Genomic DNA, 22,267 nt, shown 5'->3' on the forward strand with positions numbered 1-22,267 from the left:
TCGTGCAGAACGAGCAATCAAACCGTTCGTCATAGGCAGAAAAAACTGGTTGTTTAGCCAGACTGCCACCGGCGCTAACGCGAGTGCTATCCTCTACAGCATCATTGAAACGGCCAAGGCTAACGACCTCAATGTGTTCGAGTATGTCATGGTTAGCCTAGAGCAGCTCAGCAAACCCGAAGTCGATATCGAGCAGCTACTACCATGGCAGTTTGCTAAACGCTAGGTGGGATCACCGGACGCTTACACTTAAAATTTCTATTTTGTAAGTTCATCTCATATCCTCATAATTTTTTATTTTTCATTAGGAATTGTTATTATCGTGAGAATTTTCGTTAAGAAAACTACCACCATAAACACCCAACAACTATACTAAACAAGGTAGACAAAACACTTTAAATATAACTTACCTGTGATCACCACCTTATATTTCCTTAGAAGCAAACAGAACCCTCAAACAGTTAAAGTTAAAACACACTCACCCACAAGACACACAAAAACACACACAAAAGTTATAGCAACAATTAATTTTTCTCGCCGCGCAAAAAAATCAGGAAATCCCTTTCCCGTCCAAATAAACATCTTTGAAATTGCAAGTGTCTGTAATTTTCTTGGGGAGCACTTACAGGAGCACTTTAATTAATCCATCAATTAATGGGTTGAGCTATATAACTATGACTAACGAATACACCCCTTTATTTAGGCCTGCACTAAGGTTGCCATACCCGTAGAGTCGATTTTTTACTTTAGTATTCACTCGAAAAATGGCTAATAGCAGTAAAATTACTATATCACCCATAATTCGCACTTGATGTTTTTTAAAGTGTGCTAGCTCAATTCAATCTGACGAAGACATTAGGAAACTGGGTCACTGTCAGCTCAGCTTTGAGCCAGCACACAAACGTTAAAAATTAAGGCTCTGAGACACAGGAAGCATAGTTAGCAGCACTCTCATGGGCACTGTCTACGTAACCTATCTCGAAAATTAAACCATAATAACGCAGAGCAGGAAGTGCCGATTCATCGTTTGTCGCCGACCAATAGTAGCCAGAGACTGGCCAACCACGCGCGCCATACATGCTGCCATATACATTATATAGCTCCACCTTTAACTCTTCCCTTGTTGCTAGGCGCCAGTTAGCTCGCCCGCCAACACCTTTGGCGCTATAGGTATTACAAAGTGCGTTTGCATTATTCCAATTAAATTTGTAATAAGAACCTGCAGGGCCGCTACCTCCATCTTCATCAAAGGTACTATTTATTGGGCTGCCACCAATACTGTCTAAGTAAGCCACAGATGGTGAGCTGGTGAATAATTTACCGTCGCCTGTATTAAGGATGTCAACACAGGCCGCAGCAAGGGTGTCACATACATTGACGACCGAAACATCGGCCACCCCATCTTTTGATGCGGTTAGGATAGTTGCACCTTCTTTAACACCAGACAGTAAACCAGCGGGGGTCACTGTAGCCGTGTTTGTATCAGCTGTCTCCCAGCTCACGGAACTGGAAATGTCAGATTCAGAGGTGTCACTGTATGTTGCCGTGGCCGCCAATTGCAATGTTTTACCTTTCGCGACATTAGCAAAAGGCGTCACTTGAATCGCAGTAATGACCGCAGCCGATACGTTGACATTGACCGTATTGCTGCTCACGCCATCCTTTGATGCGGTGACCGTAGTAGTACCCACTTTAACACCAGACAGTAAACCTGCTGAAGTTACCGTGGCGGTATTAGTATCAGTTGTCACCCAGCTCACGGAGCTGGAAATATCTGATACCGTGCTGTCACTGTAGCTGGCCCATGCTTCTAGCTGCTTGGTTTGACCTTTCGCCACACTGACAGATGAAGGGATCACTTGAATCGAAGTAATGACTGCCGCCGTGACGTTGACATTGACTGCATTACTACTCGTGCCATCTTTTGATGCGGTAACCGTCGTCACACCCTCTTCAACACCGAACAGTAGACCTGTTGAGGTGACCGTAACCTTATTGGTATCCGCTGCCACCCAGCTCACAGAGTCGGAAATGTCTAATGAGGCACCATCACTGTAGGTGGCAGTCGCCACTAACTGCTCAGCTTGTCCCTTCGCCACACTGACAGGTGAAGGCGTCACTTGAATCGCGGTAATGACTGCTGCCGATACGTTGACATTGACCGTATTACTGCTCACGCCATCTTTTGATGCGGTTATTGTAGTCGTACCCACTTCAACACCAGACAATAAACCTGCTGAAGTGACCGTGGCCACATTGGCATCACCGGGCGTCCAGGTGACTGAGCTTGTGATCGGGGATGAGGTGCCATCACTGTAGGTGGCAGTCGCCACTAACTGCTCAGCTTGYCCCTTCGCCACACTGACAGGTGAAGGCGTCACTTGAATCGCGGTAATGACTGCTGCCGATACGTTGACATTGACCGTATTACTGCTCACGCCATCTTTTGATGCGGTGATTGTAGTCGTACCCACTTCAACACCGGACAATAAACCTGCTGAAGTGACCGTGGCCACATTGGCATCACCAGGCGTCCAGGTGACTGAGCCAGAAATGTCTGATGAAGTACCGTCATCGTAGGTAGCCGTTGCAACTAACTGCTGAGTTTGACCTTTCGCCACACTGACAGGTGAAGGCGTCACTTGAATCGCGGTAATGACTGCTGCCGATACGTTGACATTGACCGTATTACTGCTCACGCCATCTTTTGATGCGGTTATTGTAGTCGTACCCACTTCAACACCGGACAGTAAACCTGTTGAGGTGACCGTGACCACATTGGCATCACCAGGCGTCCAGGTGACTGAGCTTGTGATCGGGGATGAGGTGCCATCACTGTAGGTGGCAGTCGCCACTAACTGCTCAGCTTGTCCCTTCGCCACACTGACAGGTGAAGGCGTCACTTGAATCGCGGTAATGACTGCTGCCGATACGTTGACATTGACCGTATTGCTGCTCACGCCATCTTTTGATGCGGTGATTGTAGTCGTACCCACTTCAACGCCAGACAGTAAACCTGCCGAGGTGACCGTGGCCACATTGGTATCACCAGGCGTCCAGGTGACTGAGTTTGTAACCGGGGATGAGGTACCATCACTGTAGGTGGCGGTCGCCACTAACTGCTCAGTTTGCCCCTTCGCCACACTAACAGGTGAAGGCGTCACTTGAATCGCGGTAATGACTGCTGCCGATACGTTGACATTGACCGTATTGCTGCTCACGCCATCTTTTGATGCGGTTATTGTAGTCGTACCCACTTCAACGCCAGACAGTAAACCTGCCGAGGTGACCGTGGTCACATTGGTATCACCAGGCGTCCAGGTGACTGAGTTTGTAACCGGGGATGAGGTACCATCACTGTAGGTGGCGGTCGCCACTAACTGCTCAGTTTGCCCCTTCGCCACACTAACAAGTGAAGGCGTCACTTGAATCGCGGTAATGACTGCTGCCGATACGTTGACATTGACCGTATTGCTGCTCACGCCATCTTTTGATGCGATTATTGTAGTCGTACCCACTTCAACGCCAGACAGTAAACCTGCCGAGGTGACCGTGGTCACATTGGTATCACCAGGCGTCCAGGTGACTGAGTTTGTAACCGGGGATGAGGTACCATCACTGTAGGTGGCGGTCGCCACTAACTGCTCAGTTTGCCCCTTCGCCACACTAACAGGTGAAGGCGTCACTTGAATCGCGGTAATGACTGCTGCCGTCACGTTGACCGTTACGGCATTACTGGTTACACCATCCTTTGAGACGGAAATGGTGACTTCCCCTGGCGTGTCACCACCAGTCAACACCCCGGCCGAATCAAAAAAACCCACCGCTGGGTCACTTGAAATCCAATCGCTCACACTCAAATCTGTTAGTGCGCGAGATGAGCCGTCAACGTAGTAGCCTACCGCCTCAAAAGCCTGCTTATTACCTGCAGCAAGCGTCAATTGACTCGCGCCCTGCGTTGTAGGTGAAGAGGCTGCAATATCAATGCGCTCTAATTTTACAACTGATTCAGAGTTATCCCCCTCTGAATTACAGCCTGCCAATAGCACCAGCAAAGGAAGAGCCATTAGCATGAATAAACCCTTAAACATTTTCCTCATCTTAAACCTCTATTATTAATTCACTCTAAAAAAGAACATTATCTTTTCTGCCATCATGAATGACACTTACAACCCACGACCATTCTATTTCATTCATTATTTTCAGTTTTTCACGAAAGCTAACTTAAGCTTTCTGGCCCCAACATGCTTGAGAATACGGCTGTCGTAGCCAAGATTAGGAGGCCAACTATGAACTCTAAAGCGATAGAATTCTTAAGTTTATATTTCATTCCCTGCTGTTCTTCATGTGCCAAATTAGGTACTAATATGAATTTATGCAGCGCTGCGAATAGGAAAATGATAGTGACAAGAAAGAGTTTCAGGCTCACTGCAATACCATAATCACTATTGAGGAACTCTTCGGGCTTATTGAATAACATCCATAATAACCCCGTGCCAGAAAACAACACTAAACTTACAAGCGCTATACCCAACAGCCCAAATCTGTCCATCACATGTTTTAACGCAATCGCATCTAAGGTTGAACACATTCGCCATAATGGATAAAAAGCACCAACCCAACACCCAACAGCCAACAAATGCACAAAAATAAAAAATCTTGCTAAAACATGTAGTTCAACGCTATGACCAGCCAAACCAAATGTTGCAGCTAACAATACAGTGCTCACAACAAGTGAAATTAAAGCTGCTCGCCTCACTCCTTGAGCCGGGTTTAACATCAATCGACTGGCGGAAAGAGCCAATGCAAATCCCATTAAACGCCATCCGACCGACTCCCCTACAGGTGTAGCCCATAGAAATACGTACATTTGAATATCAAGCATGCCGGCAAACCCATCGTCAGCGAATGACCCGACCTGAACTAGATAGTTTACTGTCACAGCAAAAATTCCCAAGATGGCACCTAAACTAACATAGTCACAAATTATGCTAACTTCACGCCGCTCAAGACGAACCAAACCCAGCATAAATGCTCCCCCCATAATGGCAGCAACATTAAGGTATATGAACCATTTTGATAATAGTGCCATTATTTCAAATGAGGTTAATATCATGGGCTGCTCCACTTAAACCTTATTGATGAGCTTTATGTTCTGTATTGTTTTTTTCCATGGTCATTGGAATCATTGTGCGCGTATTTGCACCACTACCATGTATCATGAATTGAAACTTCCCTTGCATTTTGTGACCATCTTGTCCCATTGCCATCCAACTCACTGTATATGTTGATTGATTTAATACAGGAAGTGGCAATAAATATTTATCTTGGAATTTCCCATCTGTTGGCATGGTTAATTTTAAATCATTTTGTTTGCTATCTTCCAAAGTTACCTTAACTAATCGCACCCCCCCAGAAAATGAAAGCTCCATATTTTCTGGAGTTTCATCTAGCATAGCCCCCTCGGCAGGCATTGAACTACTTAGACCTACATGGGCCCAAACTGAGCTGCTGGCAACAATAGTGGTTACTAATAAAACGATGTTAACTAATTTCATTTTGTTATCCTTTAATACCTTTAATACCTTTAATACCTTTAATACCTTTAATACCTTTAATACCATCCCAATTTTTTAGGGAAAACTATTGCGTGTAGTGGTGCGGCTAATACCCTACAATTAGGTGCCCCTTAATTATAATCATTCATTACTTGATGAATAATTAAATTCACCTTAACTTGTCTTTCACTATTTACATGTCCAAACCAACTTTTCTAAACCCAAACATAAACAAAGCCTTCAGCACTCATAATCCCTGCGAACTTCAGGATTAGTTGAATAATATCGTCAAAATGTTATTCGAGTGCTTGGGCAATATCCCCAGCCCTGATAAGCAATGTGATTTTTATGCCCCCTTATATAGAGTTTTGAGACTTAATATAAAACTCTGTTAATTAAATTAAGCAACAGATCCCTTAAGCCTGTGATGCGAAACAGCAGAAAGATCATGGATAAGCTTAGCTATCCTACCCATGTCCCCAAGCCTCAGCTTTAACAGGCTAAGTTATTACACTCCCTTACAATAGTTAGCGATTTAGACCTATTTTTGTAACTGAGTACTTCTCCAAAGGAAAAACACAACCGGAACGACGACTAAAGTAAGCGCAACAGCAGTTACCATGCCGCCAACCATAGGGGCTGCGATACGGCTCATCACTTCTGAGCCCGTTCCGGTTCCATATAGAATAGGTAACAAGCCAGCGATAATCGCTGCAGCAGTCATCATTACTGGTCTTACTCGCATTCCAGCACCTTGCATAACCGCTTCTCTCAATCCATTTCGACAAGGAACTGTGCCATTGTTTTCACAATCATTAATCATCTGAACAAAGGCTTGATTAAGATAGACCAACATGATGACACCAATCTCTACCGCGACTCCTGCGAGCGCTATAAAGCCAACGCCAACCGCCACCGAGAAGTTATACTCCTGCAGGTACATCAACCAAATGCTGCCCACCATCGCAAACGGTAGTGTTCCCATGATAATGCCGACTTCAATAAAGTTACGGAAGTTCATATATAGCAAGAGAATGATTATCCCTAATGTTAACGGTACTACATAAGTCAATTTGGCCTTGGCACGCTCCATATATTCATATTGACCGGACCAGGTTATAGAGTAACCGGCCGGAAGTTTCAGTTGCTCGTTGACCACTTTCTGAGCTTCGACCACATAGCTACCTATGTCTATTCCTGCTATGTCTATATAGGCCCAACCATTGAGGCGTGCATTCTCACTCTTAATCCCAGGAGGACCATCCTCGACGACAATATTGGCCACATCAGCAAGAGAGATTCGCACCCCTTGCGGGGTAATCACAGGTAACATTGCCAACTGCTCAGGTGAGTTACGATAATCCTGAGGATAACGTAGGTTAATGGGATAGCGCTCTAAGCCTTCCACAGTTTGTGATACATTCATGCCACCGATAGCAGTAGCAATAACCTGCTGAACATCGGCGATATTTAGTCCATATCTGGCCGCCTTCTCTCTCTGAATATCGACCTTAATGTAACGTCCGCCAGCCACGCGCTCTGAGTATACCGACGCCGTACCAGGAACATTTTTAAGAATACGTTCCAAATCTTTACCTATATCCTGAATCCCCCCCAACTCGGGCCCGGCAATCTTGATCCCCACAGGGGTCTTAATCCCTGTCGCAAGCATGTCGATACGGGTCTTAATCGGCATCACCCAAGCATTTGTCACTCCTGGCAGCTTTACCAGTGCATCCAACTCTTTCTTAAGACTCTCTGTGGTGACACCATCTCGCCACTCACTCTTAGGCTTAAGCTGAATAAAGCTTTCGATCATGGTTAAAGGTGCTGGATCGGTTGCCGTCTCCGCTCGTCCGACCTTACCGAAAACTGTCTGCACTTCCGGAACGGTATAGATGAGTCTATCTGTCTGCTGTAGCAGCTCACGCGCCTTACCGATGGAGATCCCTGGGTAGGTGGTAGGCATATACATGAGATCGCCTTCATCCAGAGGCGGGATAAACTCGCTACCTATGCGATCCAGAGGCCAAATACCTATACCTAGTACGACCAAAGCAACAGTCAATGTCGATTTAGGAAATTGCAAAACTTTGCGCAGAACAGGCATATAAGCCACGGTAAGCAGGCGGTTGACCGGGTTTTTATGCTCCGGCATCACCTTGCCTCGAATGAAATACCCCATCAATACCGGCACTAAGGTAATGGCCAAAGCTGCCGAAACCGCCATGGCATAGGTCTTGGTAAACGCGAGCGGTGCAAACATGCGCCCCTCTTGCGCCTCCAGAGTAAACACCGGCACGAAACTGACTGTAATGATTAACAAGCTGAAAAACAGGGCTGGCCCCACCTCCTTAGCGGATTCGGCTACAATTTGCCAACGGTTCTCGTCCGTTAACTGTGTTCGTTCCATATGTTTATGCATGTTTTCGATCATCACGATCGCGCCATCAATCATGGCTCCAATGGCGATTGCTATGCCGCCAAGTGACATGATATTAGCGTTAAGCCCCTGAAAATACATGATGGAGAAGGCAGCTAATATACCAACTGGCAGGCTGACGATGGCCACCAATGATGAACGAAAATGAAACAGAAACACCATGCAGACCAAGGCAACGACCAGAAATTCCTCCAGTAATTTATAGCCTAGGTTTTTCACAGCGCGATCGATAAGGCCGCTGCGATCATAAACAGTGACCACTTCGACCCCTTCAGGTAACCCCTTTTTCAATTGTTCCAACTTTGCCTTGACACCATCTATGGTTTTTTGTGCATTCTCTCCGTAACGCATCACAATGATCCCACCGACAGTTTCCCCCTCACCATTAAGCTCGGCAACGCCGCGTCGCATTTGGGGGCCTAAACCTATTTCGGCGATATCTTTTAGTAATAATGGCGTACCATTGTTATTCACTCCCAGTGGTACACTACCAATGTCTTCCACGCTCTGCAGATATCCAGTGGCGCGAACCATGTATTCGGCTTCTGCCATTTCAACCACAGATGCACCTATCTCTTTGTTTCCTCGTTTAATCGCTGTCTCAATAAGTGAGAGAGGAATACCAAATGCACGTAATTTATCGGGATCAACTTTAACCTGATACTGCTTCACCATACCGCCTAAAGCTGTAACTTCAGATACGCCTGGTACGGTTTGCAGCTCATACTTTAAAAACCAATCCTGCATACTACGTAATTCACTGATGTCGTGTTGACCCGTTTTGTCTATCAGCGCGTAAAGATAAACCCAGCCGACCCCTGTAGCATCTGGCCCCAATTGTGGTTTAGCATTAGTGGGAAGTGACGGGGCTACCTGACTCAGATATTCAAGTACACGACTTCGTGCCCAATAGAGGTCGGTCTTCTCATCGAAGATGACATACACATAGGAGTCACCAAAGAAAGAGTATCCTCTCACTGTTACTGCACCAGGTACCGATAACATGGCTGTTGTCATCGGATAGGTCACCTGGTCTTCGACCACCTGAGGAGCCTGACCGGGAAAGCTTGTTTTGATGATCACCTGCACATCTGATAGATCCGGCAAGGCATCGACAGGGGTGTTTTTTAGTGAAAATAACCCTATACCCACCAAGAATGCTGCGCCCAACAATACGAAGAAGCGATTCTTAACCGACCATTGAATAATGGATTCAATCATTTTGCTCTCCTTTTATTCACCGTCGATGCCAGACATTTGCATGGGGTTAATATTGGTGATAACAAATTGACCGTCTCGGTTCTCAAAAGTGAAGTGGAGCATGGCTCCTACTTTAAATACCGACATATCCAGATCTTTACCTACCATAAAGCTCAAATCCGACGCTGGTTCATTCCACTTTTCTATTGGTCCACGGCTGATATTGACCATTCTGTGACCAGCCATTACCGAGTTAACGACACCAGAAACAGTGGCTCTATTACCCGAATCATTACTTTGTGACTTATCACTGTCTGGAATATGTATAGCCGTAACCTCAACGTTGCCATCATCCGACTTACTTAGTTCGACGCGCAATGTTAAACCAGGCTTTAAAACTGAAAAGTTAACCGAATCTGCGACGGTGAAATCCATGGTCATTGCAGGCCAATTCCATTCGGAAATGGCTTGATGATCCATGTTCACCATGCGGTGCCCTGCCATTAGGCTGTTAATGCTGGCCTCTACCGTTATGGTTGAAGGAACCGAAATTTCATCTTCAGCTTGGCTATTCATGCGTTTGAAGTCTGAGCTCTTACTAGACTCAGAATCAAGTAAGAACTGTGCGGATGAAGCAACTCTGTCACCTTCGGAGAGACCAGATAGAATCTCTGCAAATTTCTCATCGTATCTGCCAACCTTTACTGATATCGACTTATAACGGCCTGCACCAAGTGCAAGTACCACTCGGTCTGAGCTCCCTGTCCGAATGATGGCTTCTTTAGGCACAAGCAGCGCCTTTTCACCCTCGGCATGAATGGTTACCTGGGCAAACATGTTGGGTTTCAATTCCCAATGACGATTATCGAAACGTAATCTTGCCTTTAGTGTCCTAGTCTTACTATCTATAGTGGGATAAACATAATCGACCTTGCCATTCCAGACCTTACCCGGTAGATAATCCAGCGTCATGCTAACTGTCTGTCCCGTTGAAACAAGGGAGGATTGCCGCTCGAATATTTCAGCATCTACCCATACTTGATCTAAATTACCGACAGAAAATAGGGTATTGCCGGGTTTGACATAAAAACCTTCACGAATGTTAAGGTTATCGACAACGCCACCTTCTGAAGCAAAAAAAGTGATGTTTTGCTTAACTTGCCTGCTTTTCTTTAATTCCGTTATCGCATCATCTGGTACCTGTAGAGCCTTTAACCTTTCCATAGCTGCTTGGATCAAACGCTGGTTGTTTCTCTCCAGTGCACGCAGGTATTCTTCCTGTGCATTGACAAGTGTAGGAGAGTAGAGCTGATATAAAGGCTGGCCTGCCGTGATCCTATCGCCAGCGGCTTTAACATAGAGTTTCTCTATCCAACCCTCAACTCTGGGATGAACATGAGTTAACAGATCCTCATCATATTTGACATAACCTACGGTTTCGATTTTCGTATGCAGTAAGCCCTTTTTTACCTTGACTTTACGGACCCCCAGGTTATTAACCACTTCTGGCGAGATCATTATAGTCCCGGGACCAGCATCTATGCCGCCCAATTCCTTCTTGTAAACAGGGATCAAATCCATACCCATTGGCGACTTTCCGGGTTTATCAGAAGTATAATTAGGATCCATTGGAGCTACCCAATAGAGAGGTTTATCTTGTTCCGCTGTAACTACTTGTATTGAATCTGTGGCAGGTCCTCTCAAACTTATATATGAAAATGTGCCTATAGCCCCTACAACCACTCCTAAAACCAACAAACTCAATACGTTAACCTTATTGCTCATTTTTTGTCTCCATTACTTTCCATAGCGCCGTTATCACTCAAAATCATCTGTTCTGGAGTGGTCATAAGAAAGTAATTCAACTGAAGTTTAGTTTTTTGAATGTCCACATCGATACTCAGTTCATCTAGCCGTGCATTTAACTCTGCGATTAATGCACGAACGACTTCGGCAAAATCGCCATCATCGTTGGTGTATGCTGAAAGTGATGCTTCCGCTTGTTCCTCCATTTGAGGTAACAATTCGACACGATAGCGATATTGACGCTGTTCTAGCTTTTTAAGCTGTGCCTTTGAGGTTCCAAATGCAGACATCATTTCTCTAAGACGAAGCCATTTACGTGTCTTAACCTCTTCGGCCTGTGATACAGCAGCCTGAACTTCACGATCTTGCTTATTGGAAGTAAAAATCGGCAAATCGAAGCTTAATCCGATAGTAAAAAGATCTGCACGATCGTTATTCAAAGGATCATCTCCCCTATAACCATAGCCCGCATTCACTCCCCACTCGGGTTTATACTTCTGTTTCGACAACTCGACTCCCTTCCTACTTGCCTGAATATTTTTCTCAATAGCATCTACAGAAGGGTGATGAGAAAAATACTGAAACAAAGTTTGTGGTTGCACCCGCTCTTCTAGATACAATTCGGGATAAAGCAGTTTGATTCTAGGCAGCGTAGTAGCCAATTTCACATCAACTTCTTCACTCTGGAACTGAGCGTCGTAGGAGAAATCATCAACAAAATACTGGCTTGTCCATTGATATAATCGCTGCTTTCCCATATCCAACTGTTGCTTAAGAATATCAAGACGATCATCAATACGTGTCACCTCAAGTTGAGCCCTTACAATATCTTGCTGTCTAGATTTACCTAGTGCCGCCGAATAACTGGCCCTTGCCACATCAGACAGCTGCTCAAACAGAAATCGCTCTTTCTCTATTAGGGCGATACTTTCTTGAGCCTTATAGATATCCAACCAAATCAGCCCTGTCGTAACTGCGACTTTGGCCTTACGATCTTCTATTTGAAATGGGTACTGACTGGCGACTAGCTCAAGTTGCTGCTGCCTGAGCGCCAAACTATTCCCACGAGGGAACATCTGTGACACCCCTACCTTAAATTGAGTCATCCCTTCCTGACCAAAATCAAATGTATCCAAAGGCATGTTTGCCAGACCGACATTAACCTTAGGGTCCGGCAAGGTCCCTGCTGCGATACTTTTTGATTCATAAGCATCTTGTATGTACCGTCTTCCCGCCAGCCAAGGGTCATTTTTCTGCGCTAACTTAATGGCCATCTCTATTGTTAAACCGGGTTGCAAAGTCGATTTAACCTCTTCAGCAAATGCCAGCTGAATACAAAGATCAATAATCAAAACGATGATAAAAACCAGGGGAACGCTCTTAAACAGTAGTGTTCGTATCATTAATACTGCCCCTTCAATGAGTTCACTTCGGCATAGACACTGACAGAGCCATCAGCTTTCAGTAATACCACGTTGTAAGGAGTAAATTGCTCCCCCTGCTCCATGCCAGGGCTTCCCAGAGGCATGCCGGGAACACTCAGCCCAATAGCGCCTTCTGGTTTCTCTTCGAGGAATTTTTTAATAAATTTTGCAGGTACATGTCCTTCAAATACAAAGCCCTCTCTAGAAAGTGCGGTGTGACAAGAGTGGTATTTGACGGGAATGCCGTTTGAGCTTTTAAACTCTGTGAGATTATCTCGATTAACCGCTATAGTTTTGAAGCCATTAATGTCCATGTTTTTAGACCATAGACCACAGCATCCACATGAGGCACCTTTATATACGGTTAAAATCTTAGAATGAGCTTGTTGGACTGCGTTTTCAGTTTTATCCGATCCATTAGTTGGATCGCTACAAGCTAAAACCAACATTGATACAATGATTGTAACGATCAGAAATGTGAGTACTTTATAAGGCAACATAATATCCCCCAGACGAACTCCAATCAGGGAATATCTCTAAATGAATTAGGTGCAATGTATTCATTTAAACTTGAACCTAAGACTTCAAAGCGTCAAAGATTAAAGTACAGCACTAATACCATCGAGATTTGATCAGAGCCGACGTCGATACGTCAGAAATCACTTTGTAGGAGTAAAAATCTCCCGCTAACACACAGAAAACAAATAGAAAGAACGGTCAAAATAAAGACAGATCTATCCTGTATTAGCAGGCTATCGGAGGACGATAGTTGGTCGTTGGGTAGGAACTTTTAAGAGAAAAAACGTCTGATAAAATCTGCGCTGATGAGATTTTCTTTGAATTTAACGGTATGAAACTTGTCATTAATACCATCGAAGTACACCCATTCATTGGGCAAGAGCAGAGTTGCTCACAGTCTTTACACTCACCTGATTGACATGAAGTGTGCGTATTACCATGTTTTAGTTGAGCATCATCCTTCATCTCCATCTTCATAAAGAGGGATGAAGGGTTTACCTGCATATTCATTTGGCAAGGCATGCTGGCAATTGCAAATGATTGACCAATAAAGGTCAATAGAACAAATGCAACAGCAAGTATGTTTCTTATGTTTCTCTTATTTAGAGTCACGTTGATTACCAAATTGTAAGTCGATTAAACAATAAACAGGTGAAATCATAACCTCAACATCAAAACAGTGCAAGCTAAAAACAAAACATTTGTGACAAATTGTAACCTAGAGAGGTCAGTTTTCATCGGCACACAAATTTAAAGCGCGCAATGTCATCAAGCGGAGTTGTTCTCTCACATCGGCCCAATCGACAAGCACTATAGGCATTGGGTTAGCACCGCAAAGATGCATTGCATGCCCGCGATATATCGTCAATCGGTCGTTATTGATGTGGCGGCTACTGAGCAAGCGGTCAATGCGTTTGATACTGTGCTTAGGCGCCACATTACCAGACATATTACGGCCTAGTTGGGTCAAAGATAATTGATCACCATCTAGTTGGTAACCATAAGTAGAGTTATGCCGTTTTTTGTGAATGGAAGCGCATCGATTGCTAAGAGAGTCATGTTGAATCGCAATGTCACGCATGGTACTGTTCTAGTTTGTTTCTGGCGAAATTGATTAGATCAAACAGTACCGTACACACCCGCCAATTGATTGATTAAAAAGGAATTACCGTCTCTCAATTGAGGCGTTATATTTCTCACACCAGCTTCACCAGTATGAGTTTATTTTAAGGATATGAAATGGCTGTAACTCAAAAATTCAAAGACATGGCACTATCATTTTATGGCTGTGATGGAGGAAATCTAGATTCTGCTGTATGGACATGTGGTCTTGAATGGGGACGAGGATATGAAAATAATGAAATTCCAGAGAGCGAACTAAAAGCGCTGAAGCTTTGGTCATGGGATACAGACGGAGAAACTGTTGCTGATTGTCTTAGGCATCAGTACAACCAAAAATTAGCTTGGTTTTTCAGCTACTTATACGGATGGGATGTCGATAATTATAAAAGCGAAAGCATAAAAAATAAGTTATTCTGTAGTGAAGGGGTTGGATTCAAAATGAATGCATTTCCTATCTCATTTAAAAATAGAGACTCTGTATCATGGAGCCCAAAAACAAAAGAAAAAACCGGGCTTAATAGCTTTCAAGTTTATAAAGAATGGTGCATAGAAAATCGCGGAAACCACTTTTACAATCTCATTCAAAAACATAATCCGAAAATGGTTTTATGCACCGGAATATCCTCATCAAATGAATTCCTTAGATTTTTCAAATGTGATATTTCAAGTATTGAGCATCATAACGCATTTCATTCCGGTCTCACCAACGACGAAAAAACATTGATTATCGTTGCACCATTCTTCGGCGGTAGCAACGGTATAAACAGCTATTCAAAAATGGAAAACTTGGTTTCTGAAATTAATCATTTTTCATCTTTGCACTTTAACAATGAATCGTGGTTCACAACCATAACCACCGAAACATAACAAGTAAACCCAGTGACACCTACGAAGTACCTGTTGTAAGCGTTGCTATACAAAGTAAAAGCCCACCTGCTATGCAGGTGGCTCTGCTTTCGGGGCAAAATATCAGTGATATGCTTGCAAAAGCTAATAATAATGCCACCTACAGAACTCTATCTGACTCATCCAATTTTGACTATTTATGCGCAGTCATATCCATGAAAGCATCAGAACTGCTACTTGCTATGAATTGCTCCTGAAACAGCTAAAATATGCTCGTAAACAGTAACCGTCCGGTGATCCCCACATTCAAAAACTGATGCTGCTACTGCATAGTGCTCCTTTTACTAAGGAGAATACCCATGCGGCATCAACGACGAGATGTAAATACCTGGCTGGATCTTTTCGACCGCCAGGAACAAAGCGGATTATCGGCGGTGGCGTTTTGCCGTCAGCATCAGATTAATATCCAAACATTTTACGCCAGACGCAGTGACATCAGGCTTCAGCGAACCAACAATAAATTTGTTCACGTTAAGCGCGAAGTCACCACCTTTGAGTCGCAAGTAGAAGATGTCACTCAGACATTCGTGCTGAAGCACGCATCTTCAGCATTGAGTGTACCAGCGGACGTTAATCTGCACTGGCTGGCTAGCCTGATGAAGGCGCTGAACGAATGAAGATGTTCGTTCAGCCTTCTGACATTTATCTTTATCTGGATAATGTCGACTTCCGTAAATCCATCAATGGCTTGATAGTCGTGGTCGAGCAACAGATGGAATTGAATCCGTTCCGGGATGCGCTGTTTATCTTCTGTAACAAAAAGCGGGATAAGCTGAAGGTGCTCTATTGGGATAAAACCGGCTTTGCTCTGTGGTACAAGCGTCTCGAAAAACACCGCTTTAAATGGCCGACAAACGCTGAGTTACAACACATGTGCCTGAGCGAGCAACAGCTGCAATGGTTATTATTCTGATGCTGACGGCAAAACGCCACCGCCGATAATCCGCTTTGTTCCTGGCGGTCGAAAAGATCCAGCCAGGTATTTACATCTCGTCGTTGATGCCGCATGGGTATTCTCCTTAGTAAAAGGAGCACTATGCAGTAGCAGCATCAGTTTTTGAATGTGGGGATCACCGGACGGTTACGCAATATCGAACTGTTCTTGAAAATGTAACGACCAATACAAGGGACATACTAAGAGCGAGTCAACTTTCTACCTTTCGTGGCAAAGAACGATTATCTGTAAAACATTGCCCTTTGTGCGCTAAAGATGAAGTATATAATTTTGGTGTAGCCTACTGGCACCTAGCTCATCAAACTCCTGGTATTGAAGCTTGTTCGGTACATGGCACTTGGTTAGTACACAATGAACTCTTAGGTCGCAGCCATGCTAGTGGCAAGTTACTTCCAGATATCAGAGTCGAACCTACTTATTGTAGTAAGCTTGCGAGGGAGTTTTCAAAGTTTTCATTTAATAAAATCATAAGCTTACAAGATACGAATCAAAGCAATGAGGCTTTGTGTGACATTTACCTTAAACAACTCTGCATCAATGGTGATTTAACACAAAGTGGTCGAGTCAAACGGAAAAAGATAAGGAAGGTGCGAATAAGTCCCGTGCTTGCTCTGCGTGTGCTTAAAGCGGATAGATGCTAGGCACAGTTTACAGCGAATGGCCCTAGTCCTTCGCAAGAACTGTAACGCAGCAAATACCGCTGTAAGCCTCGCCCTGCGGGGCTTTGATAGCAACACCATTTCGGCGTTATTCAACTTCAGCAGGCCTCGGCATGCCCTCAGTTGAATGCCTTGAACTGTCGCTGCTATCAAAGCCAGAGCTGTGCGACGAAGAGAGGCAGATGATTACCGCTTTGTCTCATCTCTATTTTCTGGTCAATACCCTCAACACCCACTTAAGCACTTGTTATTTGAGTTCTACTTATCACGCTGTCAGCCTGATGATGAATTGGACACTAAAAACTTGAATGTTCAGCCGGCACCCATAAATAAAGAAGAGCAATGCTGTCACTTATTGAATTCGGGACTATCAATGGTGGCGGTAAGTAGGGAAATTGACAAAAGTAGGTGCTATGTCAAAAGTATTGCTTTGAAGCACAATATTCCTGTTAATTTGAAGCCGAAGAAAATTACCCAAAATCTTAAAAACTCAGTCTTAACACTAGCTAAAAAGGGCTTTCATCGAGATGTAATAGCTAAAATTCATAGTATCTCAACTGGCAGTGTAGAGCTAATAATCTCCACAACAGCAGGCCTTGTTGAGTGGCGAAAACTATGTAAATCAGAATCTTTACGGCGTCGATATTGCTGCCAAATAATGCGGTTTATTGCTGCAAATCCGAATGCTTGTCGACAAGAGGTTAAGACTGTTAATGAAGCGGCATTTTATTGGTTATATATTCATGAAAATCAATGGCTTGAAAGCAAGCTTCCTGTCGCTACCCAAACACAACATGTTGATAGGGTTGATTGGAGTCAGCGAGATAAAGTGCTGGTGAAAAAAATTAGCTTAATTATGAATGAGCACCAAAACCAACTATCAAGAACACAGCTTGATAACTTGCTGGGTGGCCATGGCTGGTTAACGAAACAAAAGAATAAACTTCCAAAAACGTTACAGATGTATAGGCAATTAAGCCATTTAAAGTAACCATCGACGTATTGACCTTCTCAGAAGTCTTAAGAAAATGAGCGGGGTTTTCTTTGCTAAGAAGTTGTGGTTTTATTAGTCATAACAATGAGGTTAGTTTGCAAAGGTTGCTAGATCATGCTTGTATTACCTTGTGAGTCAATTTTTAGTGCGTTTTTTAGGCTTTATAAAAAACATGGAGAGTTAGATTATTCTAGTTTAATTGGCATTGATGGAAAATGGTGTGTATCGCCTACTCTAAATAAACCATATCGTGAGGTTTTTAAAGTTTATAATGGTAGTAAGATTTACGAAATGTTTTTCCCCTCATTTTTCCGAATGATAGATGTTTATTCTTCTCATCTTAAGTTAGCAACTATAAAATCATTGGTGTTAGCTTTTGAAAGTGAAAGAACCATTAGTTTTAAAATGAAAAAAGGGTGTAGATATATAAGGTTTTGCGATAAGTGTATTGTTGAGAGTATTAATAATTATGGTGTTGGATATTTAAAGTCATCATGGCTTGAAGTTTATAATTGTGAAGTTCATAACAAAAAATTGTTTTATCTTCCTAACGCTAGCAGGCATCAGCAGTTGGAAAGGCTTACCAAGGTACTTTCTGGTAGTTTCGAGGTAGGGGAGATTCCTTGTGAAGTTTCAAATTATTCATATGAAAAATGGAATGAATCGATCTCAACCTATAACAATTGTGTTATTGAGTTACCTTGCGTGGACTCTGGGTACTCAGTGTATGTTTCAAAATCGATTGTTAGTATTATTGAAGAGATGGGTTATAACCATAATGTTCTGGCTGATGAGAGCCTACAGCAGGCGTGTGGTATGTTAAATTTGGATTATGACTCTTTATGGGGTGAATATCTTAAAAGTAGTGTTAAAAGTACATGTCTCAGGATTGTGTTTATGGAAAGTCATTTCTCAATTCATACTCAGATGTTGTCTGGTTCAAATTGCTCTAAATGTCTCAGATATCATCCTTGTCTTGAAGGGGCATGTCCGCGTAGCTTGATAATAATGAGAGTTAAAGTTGGGGGTCCAGGCTTTTATTTTGATCTTCCACAAGCATGTAAGAATTGGTGTAAGTTTAAATGATGAAACATGAAGTAAATATAGTAAAAATAGTTGCCATTTAATTTTAAGTGTTTCTATGATTCTTCAAGCTTTAAGTTGTAATAGTAATGTGTATGATTTATTTGATAATGATAAAAAGGCCATAACAACACGTTTTGAAAATCTCTAAGTGTGTGCCCGATAAAGTTAACATTCCAAGATCACCAATGAACTAGAGTGTTCGCATGCCCCCTTAGGCATAGCTAGGCTATACACCTGCAACATGTTCTGTGTCGATGGTTCTTTAAGTGCAGGACCTTGTGATCCAATAATGGTAATTTTCGAGCAAGTCGGTAGAATACGCCAGTAACTTGTTTTAGGTATATTTGATGACAGTAAAAGCGATAGATTTATTCGCCGGCGCAGGAGGCTTTACTCTTTCAGCAATAGAAAGTGAAGTGAAGGTTCTCGCTGCGATCGAGTTTGATGAGGCGGCTGCTCATACCTATAAAGAAAACTTTGTCAAAGTCGTCAAGCATAACATAGACTTGCGAGCAGGTAGGGACTTGGGCGACATTAATCGTGTCGATCCTGTTGAGTTGCGAGAGAGCCTTCGGTTACAAAAGGGCGAATTAGATTTGATTTTGGGGGGGCCTCCATGTCAAGGCTTCTCTACACACAGGATTAAAAATGCGGGGGTTAACGACCCTCGTAATGCTTTGTTGTTAAGATATTTTGAGTTTGTTAACGAATTCAATCCAAAGGCTTTTTTGGTTGAGAACGTTACAGGTCTTCTTTGGGAGCGTCATAAAGACTTTTTAGACAAATTTATCTCTCTCGCAGAGTCGACTGGGTATACAATCAAGTTTTGTGGCATTATAAATGCGAAGGACTATGGAGTTCCACAGAGTAGAAAGCGTGTTTTTATCTATGGGTTACGAAGCGACTTAGATACTGAGCATGAATTTCCTCCTCAGCCAACGCATTTTTCACCAACTAGCGGCAAACTTCCTCAATGGAAGCCCGCATCAGCTGTATTTGAAAAAATACCCGAAGAGCTATACGTGCAGTTTTGGGAAGACTATTTTAAGAAAAAGACCAAGTTATCATATGAGCAAACGACAAAGCTTTTACGTAATCTGAAATCAGGTAAAAAGCTCAAGAAGAACGACCCATGTAATATACATATGCAGCCTACCTCCATGATGGTAGAGCGATTTGCAGATACTCCTTTGAATGGAAGCAGGGAGGATGCTGGAGAAAAGCATCAATTAAAGTGTCACTCTGGAGAGTATGGAGGTCACAAAGATGTTTATGGTCGAATTCTTATTCACCTACCTAGTAATACAATAACAACGGGTTGTAATAATCCGTCAAAAGGTCGTTTTGTACATCCGTGGCTCAACCATGGAATGACATTGCGACATGCAGCTCGCTTACAGTCATTTCCTGACTGGTTCGATTTCCATGGTACCTCAACAGAACAAGCTCGCCAGATTGGTAATGCAGTTCCGCCTTTGCTTGGTAAAGTACTTATAAGTGAGATATGCAGTAGATTGAATTGAATAAAGTGCCTACAATGTTAGGCACTTTTTATATCAGAAATATAAAGGCCCGGGTACAAATGGCTCAAATGAATGTAAGCGCTAGAGCTGTCGATATGCTTGGCAGACAGCAAATAGCGGGTATTCCGACTGCAATACACGAGTTATTTAAGAATGCTCATGATGCATATGCCACCCATGCCGAAATCGACTACTTTCAAGATCAGAATCTCGTAACTCTTCGGGATAATGGTATCGGGATGACAGAGGAAGATTTTTATAAGAAATGGCTGACAATCGGTACGTCAAGTAAATTTGGTGTGAACCGAAAATCTGATTACATTCCTCAAGGAATGAGAGAGCGTAAGCTGATGGGGGAAAAAGGTATTGGGCGTTTGGCTATTGCTTCTATTGGGCGTCAAGTAATAGTTCTTAGTCGAGCCGAACGCAAAGATGGGCTTCATGATATGATTGTTGCTCTTATTCACTGGAGTCAGTTTGAAATTCCTGAAATTGGAATTTCTGAGATTATCATTCCTACCCGCACTTTCGCAGAAGACCAGTTGCCATCTTTAGAAGATGTGCAGTCGATGGCAAATGAACTGATTGAACATTTAAAAACGCTTGGCAATGCAATTCCGCCTTCATATTTCGAATTAATTTCTGAAGATCTTAAACTGTTTTCCTTTTCGCCAGAAGTATTGTTTAAGAATCTACAAAAAAAGTCTAAGACTACGTGGGAAGAGGGTAAAAGAGATGGAAATTCTGATGGTTCTCTTCCAATTCTCGACGGTTTAGGGCGAGGTACTCATTTCATCATCATGCCTTGTGATGAAACTCTAGGGAAGGTGCGAATAAGTCCCGTGCTTGCTCTGCGTGTGCTTAAAGTGGATAGATGCAAGGCACAGTTTGCAGCGAATGGCCCTAGTCCTTCGCAAGAACTGTAACGCAGCAAATACCGCTGTAAGCCTCGCCCTGCGGGGCTTTGATAGCAACACCATTTCGGCGTTATTCAACTTCAGCAGGCCTCGGCATGCCCTCAGTTGAATGCCTTGAACTGTCGCTGCTATCAAAGCCAGAGCTGCGTGCTTGCTCTGCGTGTGCTTAAAGTGGATAGATGCAAGGCACAGTTTGCAGCGAATGGCCCTAGTCCTTCGCAAGAACTGTAACGCAGCAAATACCGCTGTAAGCCTCGCCCTGCGGGGCTTTGATAGCAACACCATTTCGGCGTTATTCAACTTCAGCAGGCCTCGGCATGCCCTCAGTTGAATGCCTTGAACTGTCGCTGCTATCAAAGCCAGAGCTGTGCGACGACTTGTTCGCACCTTCCCTAGCGTTAGACGTGAAGCCCAACGAAAGAGGAACTACTGAATTGCAGAAAATTCTAGTCGGTTTTTCTAACACGTTGTCTTCGTCACAAGCCGAGGTGTTAAAAACTAAGTTTCGTTTGCATCAAGGAAGCGCAGCCCCCACTGAGTTAATTGAAAAAGGCTTTTTCTCAAAAGAAGATGCTCGTGATGGAGATCATTTTATTGAGGGAGAGTTTGATAAATTTGGTCAGTTTAAAGGTACGGTATCTGTATATAAAGGTGAGCCACTAACGCATATAATTAATTGGAATGAAGGTTACGGTTCTCGAACTAAGTGTGGACCATTTAAAATAAAATTCACCTACCTTCAGGGAGAACTCTCAGATAGTTTTGTACCTGCTGACTCTTACCAAGAAATTAAAGATAAGTTAGACAAATATGGTGGGTTATACCTTTATAAAGATGGTATTCGTGTTTTACCTTATGGAAAGCCAGAGTTTGATTTTCTGCGCTTTGAAGAACGAAGGACTAGAAGAGCTTCTGATAACTTTTTTTCTTATCGCCTTATGTTTGGCGTTATTGAGATCGAACATGATATTAATGTCAGTTTGGTTGAGAAAGCTGGTCGAGAAGGTTTAATTGAAAATATTGCTTACCAAGAGTTTAAGAAAATTTTAATAAATTTCTTTGTTCAGTTGGCAAAGGATTTTTTTAGAGATAACTCTGTTAATGATAGATTCGCTATTATTAAAAATAACCTTAAAGATGTAGCCAAAGCAGAGA

General features: G+C 43.1%; 16 protein-coding genes and 1 pseudogene. 9 read left to right on the plus strand and 8 right to left on the minus strand.

What is annotated here, in order from left to right:
• Positions 1–226 (plus strand): transposase domain-containing protein (locus L1D47_RS17830; protein ID WP_239886242.1); only part of this gene is annotated, 226 nt, incomplete at its 5' end.
• A gap of 685 nt (positions 227–911) precedes the next feature.
• Here the strand turns inward: L1D47_RS17830 and L1D47_RS17835 are convergent.
• The 8 genes and pseudogenes from L1D47_RS17835 to L1D47_RS17870 all read right to left on the minus strand — a co-directional run.
• Positions 912–4,100, minus strand: coding sequence for an Ig-like domain-containing protein (locus L1D47_RS17835; protein WP_239886243.1), 3,189 nt, complete (start codon positions 4,098–4,100; stop codon positions 912–914).
• Positions 4,101–4,219: 119 nt separating this feature from the next.
• On the minus strand, positions 4,220–5,116 hold the full coding sequence (locus tag L1D47_RS17840; protein WP_239886244.1) for a CopD family protein: 897 nt from the start codon (positions 5,114–5,116) through the stop codon (positions 4,220–4,222).
• A 19-nt stretch (positions 5,117–5,135) separates the two neighbouring features.
• Entirely contained in the window at positions 5,136–5,558 is a 423-nt protein-coding gene (locus L1D47_RS17845; protein WP_239886245.1) for a copper resistance CopC family protein, read from the minus strand.
• 541 nt (positions 5,559–6,099) lie between these two features.
• Entirely contained in the window at positions 6,100–9,222 is a 3,123-nt protein-coding gene (locus L1D47_RS17850) for an efflux RND transporter permease subunit (RefSeq protein WP_239886246.1), read from the minus strand.
• 12 nt (positions 9,223–9,234) lie between these two features.
• On the minus strand, positions 9,235–10,986 hold the full coding sequence (locus L1D47_RS17855; RefSeq protein WP_239886247.1) for an efflux RND transporter periplasmic adaptor subunit: 1,752 nt from the start codon (positions 10,984–10,986) through the stop codon (positions 9,235–9,237).
• Positions 10,983–12,410 carry a TolC family protein gene (locus L1D47_RS17860; RefSeq protein WP_160793699.1) on the minus strand — a complete coding sequence of 476 codons (1,428 nt, stop codon included), beginning with the start codon at positions 12,408–12,410 and terminating at the stop codon, positions 10,983–10,985. Before L1D47_RS17860 ends, L1D47_RS17855 begins: the two co-directional genes overlap by 4 nt.
• On the minus strand, positions 12,410–12,931 hold the full coding sequence (locus tag L1D47_RS17865; protein WP_239886248.1) for a DUF411 domain-containing protein: 522 nt from the start codon (positions 12,929–12,931) through the stop codon (positions 12,410–12,412). The genes L1D47_RS17860 and L1D47_RS17865 overlap by 1 nt, the downstream gene beginning before the upstream one ends.
• 773 nt (positions 12,932–13,704) lie before the next feature.
• Positions 13,705–14,031, minus strand: a pseudogene (locus L1D47_RS17870) (IS4 family transposase); the annotation flags it as partial.
• Positions 14,032–14,189: 158 nt separating this feature from the next.
• Between L1D47_RS17870 and L1D47_RS17875 the strand changes: the two are divergent.
• From L1D47_RS17875 to L1D47_RS17910, 8 genes are all read left to right on the plus strand, one after another.
• Entirely contained in the window at positions 14,190–14,939 is a 750-nt protein-coding gene (locus L1D47_RS17875) for a hypothetical protein (protein ID WP_239886249.1), read from the plus strand.
• 338 nt (positions 14,940–15,277) lie between these two features.
• Positions 15,278–15,595 carry an IS66 family insertion sequence element accessory protein TnpB gene (locus L1D47_RS17880; RefSeq protein ID WP_239884558.1) on the plus strand — a complete coding sequence of 106 codons (318 nt, stop codon included), beginning with the start codon at positions 15,278–15,280 and terminating at the stop codon, positions 15,593–15,595.
• Positions 15,592–15,891, plus strand: coding sequence for an IS66 family insertion sequence element accessory protein TnpB (tnpB, locus tag L1D47_RS17885; protein ID WP_239886250.1), 300 nt, complete (start codon positions 15,592–15,594; stop codon positions 15,889–15,891). The genes L1D47_RS17880 and tnpB overlap by 4 nt, the downstream gene beginning before the upstream one ends.
• A gap of 864 nt (positions 15,892–16,755) precedes the next feature.
• A complete protein-coding gene (locus L1D47_RS17890) occupies positions 16,756–17,583 on the plus strand; it encodes a TnsD family Tn7-like transposition protein (protein ID WP_239886251.1) in 828 nt (275 codons plus the stop codon).
• 117 nt (positions 17,584–17,700) lie between these two features.
• A complete protein-coding gene (locus L1D47_RS17895) occupies positions 17,701–18,672 on the plus strand; it encodes a hypothetical protein (protein ID WP_239886252.1) in 972 nt (323 codons plus the stop codon).
• 347 nt (positions 18,673–19,019) lie between these two features.
• Positions 19,020–20,195: a DNA cytosine methyltransferase gene (locus L1D47_RS17900; RefSeq protein ID WP_239886253.1), complete on the plus strand. Its 1,176-nt coding sequence runs from the start codon at positions 19,020–19,022 to the stop codon at positions 20,193–20,195.
• Between the two features lie 14 nt (positions 20,196–20,209).
• Positions 20,210–21,121 carry an ATP-binding protein gene (locus L1D47_RS17905; RefSeq protein ID WP_239886254.1) on the plus strand — a complete coding sequence of 304 codons (912 nt, stop codon included), beginning with the start codon at positions 20,210–20,212 and terminating at the stop codon, positions 21,119–21,121.
• Positions 21,122–21,516: 395 nt separating this feature from the next.
• Positions 21,517–22,267 (plus strand): hypothetical protein (locus tag L1D47_RS17910; protein WP_239886255.1); only part of this gene is annotated, 751 nt, incomplete at its 3' end.

Source organism: Shewanella sp. Isolate7, from assembly GCF_022398425.1.
Taxonomy (GTDB): Bacteria; Pseudomonadota; Gammaproteobacteria; order Enterobacterales; family Shewanellaceae; genus Shewanella.